Origin of the sequence: Streptomyces sp. NPDC127114, assembly GCF_042677525.1 — a bacterium.
GTDB lineage: Bacteria > Actinomycetota > Actinomycetes > Streptomycetales > Streptomycetaceae > Streptomyces.
Window position 1 is genome coordinate 20,452 of sequence record NZ_JBHXTJ010000050.1, and the last position, 17,168, is coordinate 37,619.

Genomic DNA, 17,168 nt, shown 5'->3' on the forward strand with positions numbered 1-17,168 from the left:
ACGGCCCTGCCGCAGGGCAGGGCCGTCAGCTCACGTCACACCGGACGCACCGGTGGACGTCAGAGGCGCTCGGGCGTCCGGATGCCCAGCAGGGCCATGCCCTGGTGGAGGGTCCGGGCGGTGAGGTCCACCAGGAAGAGCCGGTTCTCCTTCAGCTCCTGCGTCTCCGCCTTCATGACCGGGCACTGGTCGTAGAAGGCCGTCAGGTGCGACGCCAGCTGGTAGAGGTACGCGGCCAGCTTGTGCGGCGCGTACTCCTCCGCCACCTCGGCCAGCGCGGCACCGAACTGGTCCAGGTGCAGGCCGAGGGCCCGCTCCGCCGGGGCCAGCTCCAGCTCCGGGTGGGCCGTCGGCTCGGCGTCCGTGACGTTCCGCTTGATCGACTGGATACGGGCGTACGCGTACTGCAGGTACACGGACGTGTCGCCGTTGAGCGACACCATCTGGTCCAGGTCGAACTTGTAGTCCCGCACCGCCGACGTCGACAGGTCCGCGTACTTCACCGCGCCGATGCCGACGTACCGGCCGTTCTCCACGACCTCCTCGTCGCTGAGACCGGCCTTCTCCTTCTTCTCGGACACGACGGCCGTCGCCCGCTCGATCGCCTCGTCCAGCAGATCCACCAGCCGCACCGTCTCGCCCTCACGGGTCTTGAACGGCTTGCCGTCCTTGCCGAGGACCGTGCCGAACGCCAGCTGGTGCGCCTTCACCTCGTCGTTCAGCCAGCCGGCCCGCCGGGCCGTCTCGAAGACCATCTTGAAGTGCAGCGACTGACGGGCGTCCACCACGTACAGCAGCGTCGACGCCTTCAGGTTCCGCACCCGGTCGCGGATCGCGGACAGGTCCGTCGCCGCGTAACCGAAACCGCCGTCGGACTTCTGCACGATCAGCGGGACCGGGTTGCCGTCCGGGCCCTTGACGTCGTCGAAGAACACGCACAGCGCGCCCTCGGACCGGACCGCGACACCCGACTCCTCCAGCAGACGGCAGGTCTCCTGAAGCATGTCGTTGTAGCCGGACTCGCCGACGATGTCGGGGTCACGGATGTCCATGTCGAGCTTCTCGAAGACCGAGTAGAAGTAGATCTTCGACTCGTCGACGAACCGCTGCCACAGGGCCAGCGTCTCCTCGTCGCCCGCCTGGAGGTCGACGACCCGGGCGCGCGCCCGCGTCTTGAACTCCTCGTCGGAGTCGAACAGCGCACGGGACGCCTTGTAGAGCCGGTTGAGGTTGGACATGGCCTCCTCGCCGGAGACCTCCCCGTCCGCACCCTCCGCCTTGTGGTCCAGCTCGTGCGGGTGCTCGATCAGGTACTGGATGAGCATGCCGAACTGGGTGCCCCAGTCGCCGATGTGGTGACGGCGCACCACCGTCTCGCCCGTGAACTCCAGGATCTCCACCATCGCCGCGCCGATCACCGCGGAACGCAGGTGGCCGACGTGCATCTCCTTGGCGACGTTCGGCTGCGCGTAGTCGATCACCGTCGTGCCGGCCGACGCGTTGAACGGCACGCCGAGGCGGTCGTCCGCGGCACGCGCCGCCAGCGTCTTCACGATCGCCGCGTCGGAGACGGTGATGTTGAGGAAGCCAGGCCCGGACACCTCGATGTCCTTCAGGACGTCGTTGGCCGGGATCGCCTCGACGACCTTCGTCGCCAGCTCACGCGGATTGCCCTTGAGCTGCTTGGCGAGCGCCAGGATGCCGTTGGCCTGGAAATCGGCCCGGTCGCTTCGTCGCAGCAGCGGATCGGCGGAACCGGCCTCCGGCAGGGCTGCCGAAAGGCCTTCCGCGAGACGCTGCTGCACGGTCGAAGCGAGGGAAGGGACCGAGGCCATGAGCTTCCGTTCCTGTGATGGGAGTCTTACGGGCTATTTCGCTTGTCAAGTGTCCCATGCGTGGGCAACGTGTTTTCTCCCCTGTGGACAACCTCGGAGTGTCTCCTTCCGTCTGGGAGAATGGCTGATGCGAGGGAAACAAGGTCAGCAAGGACCAAGGAAGAAGGACGAACCGATCGTGGCTCAGAGCAGCACCGAGACCGACTGGGTCTCCCGTTTCGCGGACGAGGTCATCGCCGAGTCGGAGCGACGTGCGCCTGGCAAACCGGTCGTCGTCGCCTCCGGCCTCTCCCCGTCCGGCCCCATCCACCTCGGCAACCTGCGCGAGGTCATGACCCCGCACCTGGTCGCCGACGAGATCCGCCGCCGCGGCCACCAGGTCCGGCACCTGATCTCCTGGGACGACTACGACCGCTACCGCAAGGTGCCCAACGGCGTCCCCGGCATCGACGAGACCTGGGCCGAGCACATCGGCAAGCCGCTGACGTCCGTCCCGGCCCCCGCCGGCTCGCCCCACCCCAACTGGGCCGAGCACTTCAAGGCCGCCATGGTCGAGGCGCTCGCCGAGCTCGGCGTCGAATACGACGCGATCAGCCAGACCGAGCAGTACACCTCCGGCGCCTACCGCGAGCAGATCCTGCACGCCATGCGCCACCGCGGCGACATCGACGCCATCCTCGACCAGTACCGCACCAAGAAGGCGCCGAAGAAGCAGTCCCAGAAGCCGGTCGACGAGGCCGAGCTCGAGGCCGCCGAAGGCTCCGGCGCGGCCGCCGAGGACGACGGCTCCGGCGGCGGCGCCGGCTACTTCCCGTACAAGCCGTACTGCGGCCGCTGCGAGAAGGACCTCACCACCGTCACCTCCTACGACGACGAGACCACCGAGCTCGCCTACACCTGCTCCGCCTGCGGCTTCGCCGAAACCGTCAAGCTCAGCGAGTTCAACCGCGGCAAGCTCGTCTGGAAGGTCGACTGGCCCATGCGCTGGGCCTACGAAGGCGTCATCTTCGAGCCCTCCGGCGTCGACCACTCCTCGCCCGGCTCCTCCTTCCAGGTCGGCGGACAGATCGTCGGAATCTTCGACGGCGTACAGCCCATCGGCCCCATGTACGCCTTCGTCGGCATCAGCGGCATGGCCAAGATGTCCTCCTCCAAGGGCGGCGTCCCCACCGCGGCCGACGCCCTGGAGATCATGGAGCCGCAGCTGCTGCGCTGGCTGTACGCACGCCGCAAGCCCAACCAGTCCTTCAAGATCGCCTTCGACCAGGAGATCCAGCGGCTCTACGACGAGTGGGACAAGCTGGAGGCCAAGGTCGCCGACGGCACCGTCCTCCCCGCCGACGCCGCCGCCTACGCCCGCGCCGCCCGCACCGCCGCCGGCGAGCTGCCGCGCACCCCCCGCCCCCTGCCCTACCGGACCCTCGCCTCGGTCGTCGACATCACCGCCGGCCACGACGAGCAGACCCTCCGCATCCTCGGCGAGCTCGACCCGGAGAACCCGGTCACCTCCCTCGACGAGGTCCGCCCCCGCCTCGACCGCGCCGAGAACTGGATCACCACCCAGGTCCCGGCCGACCAGCGCACCATCGTCCGCGAGGAGCCCGACACCGAACTCCTCGGCTCCCTCGACGACGAGGGCCGCGAGTCGCTGCGGCTGCTCCTGGAGGGCCTGGACAGCCACTGGTCCCTCGACGGCCTCACCACCCTCGTCTACGGCGTCCCGAAGGTCATGGCCGGCCTCACCCCCGAAGCCAAGCCCACCCCCGAGCTCAAGCTCGCCCAGCGCTCCTTCTTCGCCCTGCTCTACAAGCTCCTCGTCAGCCGCGAGACCGGCCCCCGCCTGCCCACGCTGCTGCTCGCGGTCGGAGCCGACCGGGTCCGCAAGCTGCTCGGCGCCTGAGCCCCGAGAAACGGCACCGCCCTCCTCCGAAGCACTCGGAGGAGGGCGGTTTCCGTTCCCGTATCCGTATCCGCGCCGCAAGCGCCGCGCCTCACGGCGTGTGGGTCTCCGCCCACTCCTCCTCGATACGACGGCGCAGCTGCGGCGTCAGCTCCCGCAGGATCGACGCGCTACGCGGGTGAGTGACCTTGTACGTGTCACTCAGCCATATGTCGAGCTGCTCCGAGTTCGGGAACTCCTGCTTCTCCTCGACGTAGTTCCACATCGCCTTGTACGCCGCCTCGGCGAACTCGTCCACGGACGGCTGCTCGTCCACGAACTCCTGATACTCCTCGAACTGCTCCGGCCCCGGCGGCGGAACATCGTCCGGACCCTGCGGGATCGGCACCGGAATCGGCTCCAGACCCTCGACGATCTGCGGGTCGTACGTCCCCTGGTACGCCTCCGGCGACACCTGCTGCGCCACGAACCACGGGTTGCCGCCGTCCGTGCCCTCCGCCGCCGACTGCGGCATCGGCTGCACCTGACCCGGCACCTGGCCCGGCACCGGCATCGGCTGCACCTGACCCGGCACCTGGCCCGGCACCTGGCCGGCCATCGGCTGCACCTGACCCGGCACCTGAGCCTGCGGGCGCGACTGCTCCAGCTCCGGCGTCACCCCCGCCGACACCGAGGCAGGAACCTGCACCGGGAGCCCGGCCTGCACCTGCACCTGGCCCTGGGCCGCCACCGGAGACGGCGGCAACAACACCGGCTCGATCCCCGCCGCCGCCAGCCCCGCCGGCGCTGTCTCCGACAACGGCACACCCAGATGCGCCAGCCGCAGCGGCATCAACGCCTCCACCGGCGCCTTGCGCCGCCACCCACGACCGAACCGCGCCTGCAGCCGCGCCTGATAGATCAGCCGATCCTGCTCCAGCTTGATCACCTGCTCGTACGAGCGCAGCTCCCACAACTTCATCCGCCGCCACAACCGGAACGTCGGAATCGGCGACAGCAGCCACCGCGTCAGCCGCACACCCTCCATGTGCTTGTCGGCCGTGATGTCCGCGATCCGCCCCACCGCATGCCGCGCCGCCTCCACCGCGACCACGAACAGCACCGGAATGACCGCGTGCATGCCCACACCCAGCGGGTCGGGCCAGGCCGCCGCACCGTTGAAGGCGATCGTCGCCGCCGTCAGCAGCCAGGCCGTCTGCCGCAGCAACGGAAACGGAATCCGGATCCACGTCAGCAGCAGGTCGAGCGCCAGCAGCACACAGATGCCCGCGTCGATGCCGATCGGGAAGAAGTACGAGAAGGTGCCGAAGCCCTTGTCGACGGCGAGCTCGCGCACCGCGGCGTACGAGCCGGCGAAACCGATACCGGCGATGATCACCGCGCCCGCGACGACCAGGCCGATGAGTATCCGGTGCGTGCGTGTCAGCTGCATCGCGGCCACCCGCGATCCCTCCCGTCAATCGACATCTCGCGGGCACAGACTGGCACATGTGCGCGAAGCCCGGCCCTCTGGGGAGGGCCGGGCTCCGCGCCAAAACGGACAAACGCTTCCAGGTCGGCTACTTGTTGGCCGCCGCGACCGACGCGACCGCCTCCTTCACCGCCTTCAGCGCACCCTCCTGGATCGACTTCTCGGACGGGGTGTCCGCGCCCGCGTAACCGGCACCGTTGTAGGAGAGCAGCACCACGACATTGCCCGTACGCGCCACCACCGACGCGTAACGGAAGTCCTCGTCCGTCTTCCGCAGCTCATACGTGACCGTGTCCGCCTGGTCACCCACACCGGAGGCCTGCGTCGTCCGCAGCTTCTTCGCACCCGCCGTGGCCTGGAGCTTGGCCAGCTCCTTGGCATAACTGTCCGCAGCCCGCTCCTGACCGCTGCCGAGCGTGGCATCCGACTCGTAACGGTAGAAGGAAACGTCCAGCCAGCGGTACTGCGAACCCTTCGTGCCCTTGTCCTCCAGACCGTTCCACGAACAGCCGCCACGACTGCCGGCGTCGCTGGAGGCCGCCTCCGTGCCCTTCTTGTTCTTCACCTTCGGCACGAGGCCCTCGACGGTCTTCGCCGACAGCGACGCACAGATCTCCGGCAGCTTCGCGAACTTCGCCGGCTCCACCGTCTTCGTCGACTGCGTCGCCTTCGGCGTCGCGGAGGCCGACGACGCGGCCTTGTCCCCCGAGCCCTTGTCGCCGGAATCCGACCCGGAAGAGCAGCCGGCGGCGACGAGCATCACCGGAACGGCGGCACAGGCGAGTATGCGGGAGAGTCGCTGAGCTGATCGCTGCATGGTTCCTTCAGTCGCTTGTCGTACGGTCCGGGCGGCCGGCGTCGCCCGGGCGGCCGACGGCAGGCTGCCGACGGGCGGGATACGCCGACACGTTACGTGGTCCGAACCCGCTCACGGAGCGGGTCCACACGGCTACTCCTCCAGCCGCTCCGCGAGCAGACGCGCCAGGTTCCGGGCCTTTTCCTGCAGTTCCCTGCTGTCCGGCACCTCCGCGGAGGTGGTCGTCTGCTCCTCGTAGGACACCGTCACGATGACGTTCGATGTGCGGAACACCACGCTCACGAGCCGCTTGGCACCCGACGGCCCCGGAGTGGCGAGCGTGTCCTTGAGGAACGCGACATCGCCGAGACCGTCCAGGACACGGTCCTCCAGACCCGTGGTCGGCACACCCGGCGAGCCCGGCACAACCGGCGCGCCCGGCGAGGCAGGCGCCGTGGCCGTCCCGCCGCCCGTCGAAGGAGTCACCTGCGTCGGCCGAGGCGCCAGGGGGCCCTGCGGCTGATGACCGGCCAACGGAGAGCTCGCACCCGCACCCGCCCCCGCCGACGCCGGGGCACCGGAGCCGGTGCCGTGCGCCTTCCCGGGCGGGGTGCCGCCACCCGACGGAGCGGGCGACGTGGTCGCCGGAGCCGTCGGCGCCGCCGCGATGCCCGCCGCCGCCTGCTTCCGGCCGTACACCTCCTGCGCCCGGTCGTCGTCGCTCACCGCCGGGTCGTACGACACCACCCGCTCCACGTCGAGCGTCAGCCGGTGAGTGGCATCGGGAGCATCGGACTTCCAGCCGCAGCCCACCCGCCGGTCGGTGTCGAAGGTGGGCGCCGCAGTGCCGCGATAGGTCCGGTCCCGCTCGGGCTCGGGCAGCGCGGCCGCCCCCGGCAACAGATCCTTCAGCGTGGACGACGGCACGGCGCCGCACGGCTCGAACAGCGTGCGATACCGCCCCGGAGCCGCCGCCGGCGCGGCCGGACCCGCCTTCGAGTCGACCGCCTCTGCGTCCGGAGAGGCACCGGAGGAACAGCCCGACAGCCCGATCCCGAGACCGAGGGCGAGAGCCGCCGCGGAGAGCGCCGCGGACCCGGACCGACCTGGCGCGCGACCCGGTGCGTACGCCTTGCGCTGCACGATCCCAGGCTCCCTTCTCCGGGGGGCGTCCCCCCGAAAACTGTTTGCTGCTCCGCATGGCGCGGTGAACACAATGTCTATCGCAAGCGCGGCTGTCGACGCCGGTCCGTAGTCACCTGTACGGGCTTTGGCTCCGGTTTTTGCGTTATCAGACTTTTCGGGGGAAGTGGGTAGGTATGTCGTTCGTAGAGGTGCCGGGGGCGAAGGTGCCCATCCGGATGTGGACGGATCCGGGCTCGGTCGAGGACGGCGCGATGCGGCAGCTCCAGAACACCGCCACGCTGCCCTGGATCAAGGGCCTGGCCGTGATGCCGGACGTGCATTACGGCAAGGGCGCGACGGTCGGCTCGGTGATCGCGATGCGGGGCGCGGTGTGCCCTGCTGCGGTGGGCGTGGACATCGGCTGCGGCATGTCCGCCGTCAAGACCTCGCTGACGGCGAACGACCTGCCGGGTGATCTTTCACGGCTGCGGTCGAAGATCGAGCAGGCGATTCCGGTGGGGGCAGGGATGCACCGGGAGATGGTGGATCCGAGTCGCCTGTTCCAGTTTTCCACTGCGGGGTTTGGGGACCTGTGGTCGCGGTTCGATTCGGTCGCTGATGCGGTGAAGTTCCGTCGCGAGCGAGCCGAAAGGCAGATGGGAAGCCTTGGCCAAGGCAACCACTTCGTGGAGCTTTGTGTTGATATGTCCGATTCGGTGTGGCTCATGCTGCACTCTGGTTCGCGGAACATCGGCAAGGAGCTCGCCGAGTACCACATCGGCGTGGCGCAGAAGCTGCCGCACAACCAGGGCCTGATCGACCGCGACCTCGCGGTCTTCGTGGCGGACACCCCGCAGATGGCGGCGTACCGGAACGACCTGTTCTGGGCGCAGGAGTACGCGAAGTACAACCGCGCCATCATGATGGCGCTGTTCCAGGAAGTCGTCCGCCGGGAGTTCCGGAAGGCGAAGGTCACCTTCGATCCGGTGATCTCCTGCCACCACAACTACGTGGCGGAGGAGAGGTACGAGGGCATGGACCTGCTCGTCACCCGCAAGGGCGCGATCCGGGCCGGCTCGGGCGAGTTCGGCATCATCCCGGGTTCGATGGGCACCGGCTCGTACATCGTGAAGGGGCTCGGTAACGAGGCGTCGTTCAACTCGGCCTCACACGGTGCGGGGCGCCGGATGAGCCGGAACGCGGCGAAGCGGCGCTTCTCGACCCGGGATCTGGAGGAGCAGACCCGGGGCGTCGAGTGTCGGAAGGACTCGGGCGTCGTGGACGAGATCCCGGGCGCTTACAAGCCGATCGAGAAGGTCATGGAGCAGCAGCGGGACCTGGTTGAGGTGGTTGCGAAGCTGAGGCAGGTCATCTGCGTGAAGGGGTGAGGAGAACAACCAGGAACGGGGTGCCGCGTCCGCGCGGCGCCCCGTTCCTGGTTTGAGGCTGGGCTATTCGGCGGGACTTGGAGTCTGTCCCGTCCGCAGGCGCCACAGGCGCATGGCGCAGCTCTGCTCAGTCCGATCGAGGGCGATGGCTGCGGCCGCAGGGTCGTTGAGGCGCAGCAGTTCGCAGTCGTCTGACTCGGTCCAGCGTCGGCGCGGTGGTGCGAACCGCATGTTCGCCGGCCGGACCCAGGTCTGGATGGCGGCCGCGTTGGCCTTCTTGTGCTCCAGGGCGAGGCTGCCGGGGTAGTAGAGGTGCTTGGCGAGCTGCTGTGCCTGCTCCTTGAAGTAGGTGACGACGTAGACCTGGTCGCGGGCGTTGCGGCTGGGGATGCGTTCGCTGCCCGTGATCTTCTTTGCGTAATGGCACACGTACGCGGCCATCGCCGTGCTGGCCGACGTGAAGGAGAGGAACGGGATGCCGTCGGCCGTCCAGCCGAGCGACCCGTCGGCGTCGATGACGCCGCGGATGTAGTCCGGCCGGGAGAACTCGACGCGGGGCGGTCGGACGGCCCGGGACTTCTTGCCGTAGGGAATGCCGAGCTGATTGACGATGGTCCGGGCCTCGAGCGAGCACAGGGTCCACGTAGCCGAGTGGTGTTGCTCGGCGAAGTTGGTGGTGCGGACCCGTTCCCTGATGGAGCTGTAGTACGGGGTCAGGCGCTGGAACTCGTGGAGGAGGTGCATGTCCCGCGCGTTGATCTCGACAGACAGCTTGCCTTTGCGTCCCGGCCCTTGGGCCAGGTGTCCGTCGGCCTGGAGGAAGCCGAACATATATGCGTAGTCGGGGGTCTCCAGGTCCATGAAGGACGGGGTGGGCGCGGCGAGGTCGAAGAGTGTGGGCGCGCTAGGGTCGTGTTCAGCCATGGGAAGTTGCCCCTTCCTGATGGTGAGGCCCTCGGTGGGGATTGCCGTCCCGGCCGAGGGCCGTTCTGTATGGAGTTGTTTCGACCGTAGGTCGCGGGTTCGTCCGCCGATGGGGTGTTCGGGGTGGTTCACCCGAACGGGTGGGCGTACGCCGGTCAGAGTTCGCGGTGGACCTTGGTGTTGGAGGCCTGGGCGCGGGGGCGGACGACCAGGAGGTCGATGTTGACGTGCGGGGGGCGGGTGCAGGCCCAGGTGATGGTGTCGGCGACGTCGTCGGCGGACAGCGGTTCGGCCACGCCGGCGTAGACCTTGGCGGCCTTGTCGGTGTCGCCGCGGAAGCGGGTGGTGGCGAACTCCTCGGTCTTGACCATGCCGGGAGCGATCTCGATGACGCGGACCGGGGTGCCGACGATTTCCAGGCGGAGGGTTTCGGCGAGGACGCGGGCGCCGTTCTTGGCGGCGACGTAGCCCGCGCCGCCCTCGTAGGTGGCGTGGCCGGCGGTGGAGGAGACGATGACGATCGTGCCGTCGCCGCTGGCGGTGAGGGCGGGCAGCAGGGCCTGGGTGAGGTTGAGGGTGCCGATGACGTTGACCTCGTACATGCGGCGCCAGTCGTCCGGGTCGCCGGTGGCGACGGGGTCGGCGCCGAGCGCGCCGCCGGCGTTGTTGACGAGGACTCCGAGGGTGGGGAAGGCGGTGGCGAACTCGTCGACGGCGGCGCGGTCGGTGACGTCGAGGGCGTAGGCGGTGGCCTGGTGGCCGGCTTCGTTGATCTCGGCGGCCAGGGCCTCGATGCGGTCCTTGCGGCGGGCGGTGAGGACGACGCGGTAGCCGGCGGCGGCGAGCTGCCGGGCGGTGGCCGCGCCGATGCCGCTGCTCGCTCCGGTGACGACGGCGATGGGCTTGCCGGGGGCGGTCATGACGGGCTCCTCGCGCGGATGGTCGTGGGTGTCGATCGTTCGATCGCGTGGTCAGGATAGGCGGGGTGGTCCGGTGGCCCGGTGGTCGGTTGGCGCGGGGGCGGGGCGGCCCGTGGGGGAGTGGGCAGGGCGCGGGCGGGGAGCGGGTGGGGAGCGGGGTGTGTTCGTGGGTGGGCCGTGGGTCGGGACACGCGGCTGACTGGTAGTCAGAAAATATGGGGAGTAATGGGTATCTTCTGGACATGAGTGTGATGCGCAAGGTCCTGTTCGGTGCGGCCCTGACGGCCGCCCTGGTGGCCGGTACGGGTGCGGGTACGGGTGTGGCGGCGGGTGCCGGGGCCGAGGCGGACCTGGCCCACCACGGGCATGTCTCCCTCTGGGACGGGCGGCTCGGTGTCTGGCTGGTGAGCGAGAACCACGGGCCCTCGGACGTCTCCCAGGCGACCGTCCGCCTGGCCTTCTCCGCGCCCATGGCGGGTGGCCAGGAGCTGCCGCCGTCCTGTCTGTGGAGCAGCGACCGGGTGGTGTCCTGCCGTACGGGTGAGCTGCGGGCGGCCGGTGTGGCCGACGAGCTGGCCCTTGATCTGCGGACGGTGGGGCGGCCGGACGAGCTGACGGTGGACATCCGTACGGTCTGGCGGGACGGCGTCGCGGACGCGAACTCGCGGAACGACCGGCACCACGTCCTGGTCCTCGCCACCGGTGACCCGTACGTCTTCTGACCGGCTGCGGGGCCGGATTCGGCTCCGGCTCCGGTTCCGGGGCAGGCTCCTGCGCCGGCTCCGGGGGGCTTGGTTCTGGCGAGCCGTCGTGCGGGGGCGTCGTGTGACACTCGATCCGTGATCGTCGAACGCGCGTACGCCCATGTCGCCTCCTATGACGAGGGGGAGTGGCCCTGGTCGGTGCCGTGCGTGCGCCAGCTCATGGCCGAGGGGCTGCGCTTCGAGGCGCCCGTCACCTTCCTGGTCGGCGAGAACGGATCCGGCAAGTCGACCCTGGTCGAGGCGCTGGCCGAGGGCTTCGGCCTCGACTCCTGGGGCGGCTCGCACGACTGGCGTTACGCCACCTCGCGGGGCAGGTCGGTGCTGGGCGAGCGGATCCGCTTCGACGCCGCGCCGCGCGGGCGCCGGATGCTGGGGAGCCGCGCGGCGCGCAAGGGTTTCTTCCTGCGGGCCGAGACGGCGCTCGACGCGCTGGACCGGGAGGGCTTCGCGCCCGATGCGGTGAGTCATGGCGAGGGCTTTCTGGCGGCGTTCCGGGAGAAGTTCCTGCAGCCCGGGCTGTACGTGATGGACGAGCCGGAGGCCGCGTTGTCCTTCACGTCGTGCCTGGAGCTGCTGGGGCATGTGGACCAGCTGGTGAAGCGGGGCGGCCAGGTGGTGTGCGCCACGCACTCGCCGCTGCTGACGGCCCTGCCGGGCGCCGACATCGTGGAGGTCGGCGAGCACGGGATGCGCCGGGTGGCCTGGGCGGAGCTGGGCGTGGTCGACCACTGGCGCCGCTACCTGGCCGACCCCCGGAGCTATCTGCGGCACGTCCTGGAGGACTAGCGGCGCGCCCTCGACGACCAACCAGCCGGGGGCGGGGGGAGGAGGAGGCGCGAGTAGCTGCCCGGGCGGCCATACGGGGCGCCGTGTGTGCCTCCTGGCCCGCTGGCGCATCCCGGCCCGCTGGGTGCGTGCTTCACGGCCCGCTGGGTGCTTTCCGGCCTGCTGGGTGCTTCCCGGCCCCTGGGCGGCTCGCGCCTCGCGGGGGCCCGGTTGGGCGCCGCTGGGGGCTTCTCGGCCCTCCTGGGTGCCTTCCCGATGCCTTCCGGCGCGCCTACCTCGCCGCCGGGTGCCCGCCCCGGGCCTCCGGCGTGCCCACCCGACGCTTCCGGCGTGCCCACTCCACCCTCCGGATGCGTCCCGACGCCTCCAGTGCGCCTTCTCACCTCTTCCTTTCCCGCCCTGGCCCTTCGGCTACAGCGGGGTCGTGTAGCCGTCAGGGCGGATCAGGAGGGTGTCGCGGCGGGTCGGGTTGGCCCAGGTGGCGTGTATGACGCGGTCGGGGGCGACGGGGGCCGTGCCGGGCAGGGTCGGGGTGGTGCCCTCGGGGGTGATGAGGACGAACTCGCCTGCGCGCAGCAGCTCGTACAGCCGGCCCTCGCGCAGCTTGAGGTCGGGGACGCGGCGCGTCCGGGGGCCGTAGGCGATGCCGATTCCGCTGATCTGGCCCATCGCGCGGGCGGCGGCAGGGCGGATGCCGCCGAGCAGTCGGGCGGCGAGGTCGCGGGCGGTCCGCTGGAGCGGTGTGCGGGCCATCGCGAGCCGGACGATGGCGCCGCTGCTGCGCAGCACCTTCTTGCCGACCGGGTGCCGTTCCGCCTGGTAGCCGTCGAGCAGGGCCTCGGGGTCGGGTGCCTCGCCGCGCAGCACGGCGGTGAGGCGCCAGGAGAGGTTGGCGGCGTCCTGGAGGCCGGTGTTCATGCCCTGGCCGCCGGCGGGGGAGTGGACGTGGGCGGCGTCGCCGGCGAGGAAGACCCGGCCGCGGCGGTAGGCGGGCGCCTGGCGCTCGTCGCTGTGGAAGCGGGAGATCCAGCGGGCGTCGTGCATGCCCAAGTCGTCGCCGAGGGCCTTCCGGGCGATCGCCTTGACCTCGTCGAGGTCCACCGGGGTGTCGTCGGCGACCTGCCGGCGGCGGTCCCAGCCCATCACCCGGTACCAGCCGTCGCCGAAGGGGGCGACGAAGGCGAAGGCGTCTCCGGAGGGAGAGGCGGAGACCGTGAGGAGCCGGCCGGGTTCCTTGGCGAGCCGTACGTCCGCGAGCACGATCGAGCGGATCACCGAGGCGCCGGGGAAGGGCAGGCCGAGTGCGGAGCGGACCGCGCTGCGCACGCCGTCGGTGCCGACGAGGTGGCGGGCCCGCAGGGTCGCCGGACCGTCGGGTCCGGTCAGCTCGGCGGTGACCCCGTCGGCGTCCTGGCTCAGGCCGTGCAGCTCCGTCCCGTACCGGAATTCCACACCTGTGGACAGCGCGCGGCGGTGGAGCAGGCGCTCGACCTCGTACTGCGGGGTGATGAGCAGGAAGGGGAAGCGGGAGGGAAGCCGGGAGAGGTCGAGGGACAGCCGGCCGAAGAGGCGCAGGTCGGTGATCGGCGTGCCGGTGGCGATCAGCTCGTCCGCGAGGCCGCGGGCGTCGAGCTGCTCCAGGGTGCGGGCGTGGACGCCGAAGGCGCGGGTCAGGTTGGAGCGGCCCTCGGGGCGGCGCTCGGCAACCGTGACGCGGAGTCCTGCGGCGGCGAGGTCTCCGGCGAGGAGCAGGCCGGTGGGGCCGGCGCCGACGACGAGCACGTCGGTGTCGGAGGGGGTCGGAAGGTTCGGAGGCGTCGGAGGTGTGCTCGGGGAGGCATGGGGAGAGGGGTGGGAGGAGGTGCCAGGGGAGCTGTTGGGGGTGTTGTCGGGGGTGTTGTCGGGGGAGGTGGGGGTTCCAGGGGTGCCCGTCGTGCTCATCGCTGCCTCCAGGGTGCCTACGTCCGTTGGCCAACGCGTGTTGGTCAACGCTTGTTGGCAAATGTAGACCGGGTCGTGGTGCGGTGTCAACGCCTGTTGGCCTACACTTGTTGGCATGACGACCGCACGCCGCTCCGACGCCACCCGCGCCGCGATCCTCGACGCCGCCCGCGAGCGCTTCGCCGCGGACGGGTACGAGCGCGCGACGATCCGCTCCATCGCGCGCGACGCCGGGATCGACCCGTCGATGGTCATGCGCTACTACGGCAACAAGGAGGGGCTGTTCGCCGCCGCCTCCACCATCGAGCTGGAGATTCCCGAGCTCGGCTCGCTGCCCGCCCGCCATGCCGGCGCCGCCCTGGTCACCCACTTCCTCGACCGCTGGGAGCGTGACGACGTCCTCACCGGACTGCTGCGGGTCGGCGTCACGAACGAGGCCGGCGCCGAGCGGATGCAGCGGCTCTTCGCGGAGCAGATCGGGCCGGTCGTCGCCGGCGTCTGCCCCGACCCCGCGGACGCGCCGCGCCGAGCCGGGCTGGTCGCCTCCCAGATACTCGGCATGGCGCTCACCCGTTACGTGCTCCGCTTCGGGCCGCTCGTCGAGATGGACCGCGAGGACGTGGTGGCCTGGCTCGGCCCGACGGTGCAGCGGTATCTGACCGCCGAGGCGCCGTGAGCCCGGCAGCGGTCGCTGCCGCTGCCGACGCCGATGCCGATGTCGACGCTGTCGCTGTCGCGTGCGTTGCCGGTCGGGTGCGCTGTGGCTGTCGCTGGCGCGCACGCTGCCCTGTGCGTTCGCTGCACCGTACGCTTTCTGCATGACGCAGAAGAAAGCCGGAGGGCGCGACGCGCTGATGGCAGACATGCAGGGCGAGGCACGTCGCTACATGGCCTCGTACGCCCTGTTCAACCAGGCCGTCGCCGACCATCTGCGCCTGCATCCGACCGACGTCCAATGCCTCAGCCTGCTGAGCCTGGAGGCGGAGCCGGTCACCATCGGGCGCGTCGCCGAACTCACCGGCCTGACCACCGGCTCCGCCACCCGGCTCGTCGACCGGCTCGAACGCGCCGGATACGTACGGCGCGAGCGCGACGCCGAGGACCGGCGCCGGGTCATGGTGGCGTCGGTGCCCGAGAAGATGGCCGAACTCGGCGCGTTCTGGCGGCGGCTCAACCGCACCTGGGGCGAGCTCTTCGACGCGTACGACGACGCCGAGATCGCCCTGCTCACCGACTACATGCGGCGCACGATCGAACTGAGCACGGCCCAGATCGAGCGGCTGCGCGCCGGAGAGTTCGACTCAGACTGACGACGGCGGCCGGCTTGGCCGGCCGGTCAGTGGGTGGCCCGGTCCGTGGTGGCCCCGGGTCCGCGGTGGGCCCCTGGGGCCGCGGCGGCCTCGGTCAGTGGGTGGTCCTCGGTCCGCGGGGGGCTCCGCGAAGGTGCGCCCCCGGGGGGGTGCGCTCCGCGGGCGGCTGGGCAGCGGGAGTCCGGTCAGCGCCCGTCGGGAGGAGCCCGGTCGGCGGGAGGCCGGTCGGCCGGAAGCCGGGCAAGTAGGAAGCCGGGCAAGTAGGAAGCCGGTCAGCGCCGGTCAGCGGGTGGCGGGTCGCAGGGTTGCCGAGTGCCGAGTGCCGAGTGCCGAGTGCCGAGTGCCGAGTCGGAGGGTCGGCGGTCAGCAAGTGGCCGGTCAGCGAGTGGCCGGCGTGCCGCCGAACTCCCGGACCGCGTCCGTCACGATCGCCTCCAGGCGTGCGTGGTGGGCGCCCCGCCAGTAGACCCGCTCGCACTCGGTGCACTGTGCGAAGACGTCGTACGTGTTCTCCGTGCCCTTCTCCAGCCGCTCGCGCACCGTGTCCTTGTCGGCCTCCGCGAGCGGTCCGTTGCAGGCCGTGCAGCGGGTCCACGGCGCGAGCGGCGGCGCGAACCGCTCCAGGACGTCGCGCAGTTGGTCGTCGGGCCGGTCGCTGTAGACGTAGGCGCCCGCCCACAGCTCGCGGCGGCGCAGCAGCCCGCGGTCCCGGGACAGCATCACGCGCCGCTCCTTCGCGGACAGCGCGGCCAGGGCCGGGTCGCCGATGTCCTCGCTCTCGTACGCGGCGTCGACGCCGAGCAGCCGGAGCCGCCGGGCCAGCGTCCCGAGGTGGACGTCCAGGAGGAAGCGGAGCGGGGCGCCCGGGACCGGCTGGGGCCGCTCGACGCCCTCCACGTCGACGGTCTCGCCGGCCGCGGGGACGTGCGAGGGCGCCACGGGCCGGCCGTCCACGAGCAGCCGCCCGGTCTCGGTCAGCGGGACGCCGAGCGACTCCACGACATGGCCGAGCGACGAGGCGCCGTCCGTGGCGACGGCCGTGTGCCCGGCGCGCCGTTCCGCCGAGACGAAGAGCCGCAGGGAGGGGGCGAAGCTGATCTGGATCTCCGGTCCGTTCACGCAGCCAGGATGGCACCGCGCGTCACTTCCCGGCCAGGCAATTCCGCAGCCGGTGGCGGGATGCGGCCAGGCAATTCCGCAGTCGGCGGCGGGATGCGGCCAGGCATGGCGGCGTCGCCCGCTAGGTACGGCCAGGGATGGCGGCGCCGGCCGCTGAGTGTGCCAGGTAACGGCGGGGCCGCCCGCGAGGTGTGGCCGGGTGGGTCCGGCGCCGTGCGCGGGTGTGGCCGGGTAAGCCCGGGCGCTGCCGCCGGGCGTGCCGGCCGCAGCGCGCCGCCGACCAGCCCGTCGGCCGTCGGCCGCCCGTCGTCCGGGCCGCCTGCCTGGCGTGGCCGGCCGTGGCGCCGCCGGCCCCCGGCCAGACCGCCCCGCTCGCCGACTGGCTGCCCCGTCGGCTGGCCTCTATGTCTGCCTGCCGTGCCTGGCCGGCCCGCCTCGCAGCCAGGCCGCCCGTTTGCCGACTGGCCCGCCCGCGGACCAGGCTGCCTGCTCGCTGGCTAGCTCCTCGCCGGCTTGTCTGTCTGCCGTGCCCGGCCGTGGCGCCGCCCGCCCCCGGCCAGGCCGCCCGCTTGCCGACCGGCCCGCCCGCGGACCCGGCCACCTGCGCGCGGACCAACTGCCGCGCCTCATCGGCGGGGCCGCCGGCTTGCCGACCGGTCGCCCCGCCAGCCTGCCTGTCTGCCGTGCCCGGCCGTGGCGCCGCCCGCCCCCGGCCAGGCCGCCCGCTTGCCGACCGGCCCGCCCGCGGACCCCGCCGCCTGCTCGCCGACCAACTGCCCCGCCGCGCCAGCCGGGCCGTCGGCTTGCCGACCGGCCGCCCCGGCGGCTCTCGCCGCCTGCCTGGCATTCGCGCTCTCCGTCCGCCCGCGGACCCGGCATTCGCGCTCTC

The 17,168-nt window shown here is 71.3% G+C and carries 14 protein-coding genes; 6 read left to right on the forward strand and 8 right to left on the reverse strand.

Annotated elements, in window-relative coordinates; translation table 11 throughout:
* Positions 1–59 precede the first annotated feature (59 nt).
* Positions 60–1,835, reverse strand: a complete 1,776-nt coding sequence (argS, locus tag ACFVGS_RS32520) for an arginine--tRNA ligase (protein ID WP_385695566.1) — start codon at positions 1,833–1,835, stop codon at positions 60–62.
* A 127-nt stretch (positions 1,836–1,962) separates the two neighbouring features.
* On the opposite strand from argS, the gene lysS reads away from it, so the two are divergent.
* Positions 1,963–3,735, forward strand: a complete 1,773-nt coding sequence (gene lysS, locus ACFVGS_RS32525; RefSeq protein ID WP_384420881.1) for a lysine--tRNA ligase — start codon at positions 1,963–1,965, stop codon at positions 3,733–3,735.
* A gap of 91 nt (positions 3,736–3,826) precedes the next feature.
* On the opposite strand, the gene ACFVGS_RS32530 is transcribed toward lysS, so the two are convergent.
* The 3 genes from ACFVGS_RS32530 to ACFVGS_RS32540 form a co-directional block, all read right to left on the reverse strand.
* Positions 3,827–5,176: a DUF2637 domain-containing protein gene (locus tag ACFVGS_RS32530; RefSeq protein ID WP_384420879.1), complete on the reverse strand. Its 1,350-nt coding sequence runs from the start codon at positions 5,174–5,176 to the stop codon at positions 3,827–3,829.
* Between the two features lie 118 nt (positions 5,177–5,294).
* Complete coding sequence (locus tag ACFVGS_RS32535; protein WP_384420877.1) at positions 5,295–6,023, reverse strand: DUF3558 domain-containing protein; 729 nt, start codon at positions 6,021–6,023, stop codon at positions 5,295–5,297.
* A gap of 132 nt (positions 6,024–6,155) precedes the next feature.
* A complete protein-coding gene (locus tag ACFVGS_RS32540; RefSeq protein ID WP_385695569.1) occupies positions 6,156–7,145 on the reverse strand; it encodes a DUF3558 domain-containing protein in 990 nt (329 codons plus the stop codon).
* Positions 7,146–7,321: 176 nt separating this feature from the next.
* Between ACFVGS_RS32540 and ACFVGS_RS32545 the strand changes: the two genes are divergently transcribed.
* Positions 7,322–8,515 (forward strand): RtcB family protein, encoded by a 1,194-nt coding sequence (locus ACFVGS_RS32545; RefSeq protein WP_384420874.1) that lies wholly within the window; start codon positions 7,322–7,324, stop codon positions 8,513–8,515.
* A 63-nt stretch (positions 8,516–8,578) separates the two neighbouring features.
* Here ACFVGS_RS32545 and ACFVGS_RS32550 read toward each other — a convergent pair whose 3' ends face one another.
* Positions 8,579–9,439 (reverse strand): hypothetical protein, encoded by an 861-nt coding sequence (locus ACFVGS_RS32550; RefSeq protein WP_385695572.1) that lies wholly within the window; start codon positions 9,437–9,439, stop codon positions 8,579–8,581.
* A gap of 155 nt (positions 9,440–9,594) precedes the next feature.
* A complete protein-coding gene (locus tag ACFVGS_RS32555) occupies positions 9,595–10,359 on the reverse strand; it encodes an SDR family NAD(P)-dependent oxidoreductase (RefSeq protein ID WP_384420870.1) in 765 nt (254 codons plus the stop codon).
* A gap of 242 nt (positions 10,360–10,601) precedes the next feature.
* On the opposite strand from ACFVGS_RS32555, the gene ACFVGS_RS32560 reads away from it, so the two are divergent.
* On the forward strand, positions 10,602–11,081 hold the full coding sequence (locus ACFVGS_RS32560; protein ID WP_384420868.1) for a hypothetical protein: 480 nt from the start codon (positions 10,602–10,604) through the stop codon (positions 11,079–11,081).
* A 117-nt stretch (positions 11,082–11,198) separates the two neighbouring features.
* Positions 11,199–11,909 (forward strand): AAA family ATPase, encoded by a 711-nt coding sequence (locus ACFVGS_RS32565; RefSeq protein WP_385695576.1) that lies wholly within the window; start codon positions 11,199–11,201, stop codon positions 11,907–11,909.
* Between the two features lie 411 nt (positions 11,910–12,320).
* Here ACFVGS_RS32565 and ACFVGS_RS32570 read toward each other — a convergent pair whose 3' ends face one another.
* Complete coding sequence (locus tag ACFVGS_RS32570; RefSeq protein ID WP_385695578.1) at positions 12,321–13,850, reverse strand: FAD-dependent monooxygenase; 1,530 nt, start codon at positions 13,848–13,850, stop codon at positions 12,321–12,323.
* A gap of 115 nt (positions 13,851–13,965) precedes the next feature.
* On the opposite strand from ACFVGS_RS32570, the gene ACFVGS_RS32575 reads away from it, so the two are divergent.
* On the forward strand, positions 13,966–14,526 hold the full coding sequence (locus ACFVGS_RS32575) for a TetR family transcriptional regulator (RefSeq protein ID WP_384420863.1): 561 nt from the start codon (positions 13,966–13,968) through the stop codon (positions 14,524–14,526).
* A gap of 142 nt (positions 14,527–14,668) precedes the next feature.
* A complete protein-coding gene (locus ACFVGS_RS32580) occupies positions 14,669–15,160 on the forward strand; it encodes a MarR family winged helix-turn-helix transcriptional regulator (protein ID WP_385695581.1) in 492 nt (163 codons plus the stop codon).
* A gap of 378 nt (positions 15,161–15,538) precedes the next feature.
* Here ACFVGS_RS32580 and ACFVGS_RS32585 read toward each other — a convergent pair whose 3' ends face one another.
* On the reverse strand, positions 15,539–16,279 hold the full coding sequence (locus ACFVGS_RS32585; RefSeq protein WP_384420859.1) for a Mut7-C RNAse domain-containing protein: 741 nt from the start codon (positions 16,277–16,279) through the stop codon (positions 15,539–15,541).
* Between the last annotated feature and the right edge of the window lie 889 nt (positions 16,280–17,168).

Bases quoted from the DNA above. Each gene is read 5' to 3' on its own strand.
- ACFVGS_RS32580 (WP_385695581.1), top strand. From the start codon at position 14,669: ATGACGCAGAAGAAAGCCGGAGGGCGCGACGCGCTGATGGCAGACATG.
- ACFVGS_RS32570 (WP_385695578.1), bottom strand. From the start codon at position 13,850: ATGAGCACGACGGGCACCCCTGGAACCCCCACCTCCCCCGACAACACC.
- ACFVGS_RS32575 (WP_384420863.1), top strand. From the start codon at position 13,966: ATGACGACCGCACGCCGCTCCGACGCCACCCGCGCCGCGATCCTCGAC.
- lysS (WP_384420881.1), top strand. From the start codon at position 1,963: ATGCGAGGGAAACAAGGTCAGCAAGGACCAAGGAAGAAGGACGAACCG.
- ACFVGS_RS32560 (WP_384420868.1), top strand. From the start codon at position 10,602: ATGAGTGTGATGCGCAAGGTCCTGTTCGGTGCGGCCCTGACGGCCGCC.
- ACFVGS_RS32555 (WP_384420870.1), bottom strand. From the start codon at position 10,359: ATGACCGCCCCCGGCAAGCCCATCGCCGTCGTCACCGGAGCGAGCAGC.
- ACFVGS_RS32550 (WP_385695572.1), bottom strand. From the start codon at position 9,439: ATGGCTGAACACGACCCTAGCGCGCCCACACTCTTCGACCTCGCCGCG.
- argS (WP_385695566.1), bottom strand. From the start codon at position 1,835: ATGGCCTCGGTCCCTTCCCTCGCTTCGACCGTGCAGCAGCGTCTCGCG.
- ACFVGS_RS32535 (WP_384420877.1), bottom strand. From the start codon at position 6,023: ATGCAGCGATCAGCTCAGCGACTCTCCCGCATACTCGCCTGTGCCGCC.
- ACFVGS_RS32545 (WP_384420874.1), top strand. From the start codon at position 7,322: ATGTCGTTCGTAGAGGTGCCGGGGGCGAAGGTGCCCATCCGGATGTGG.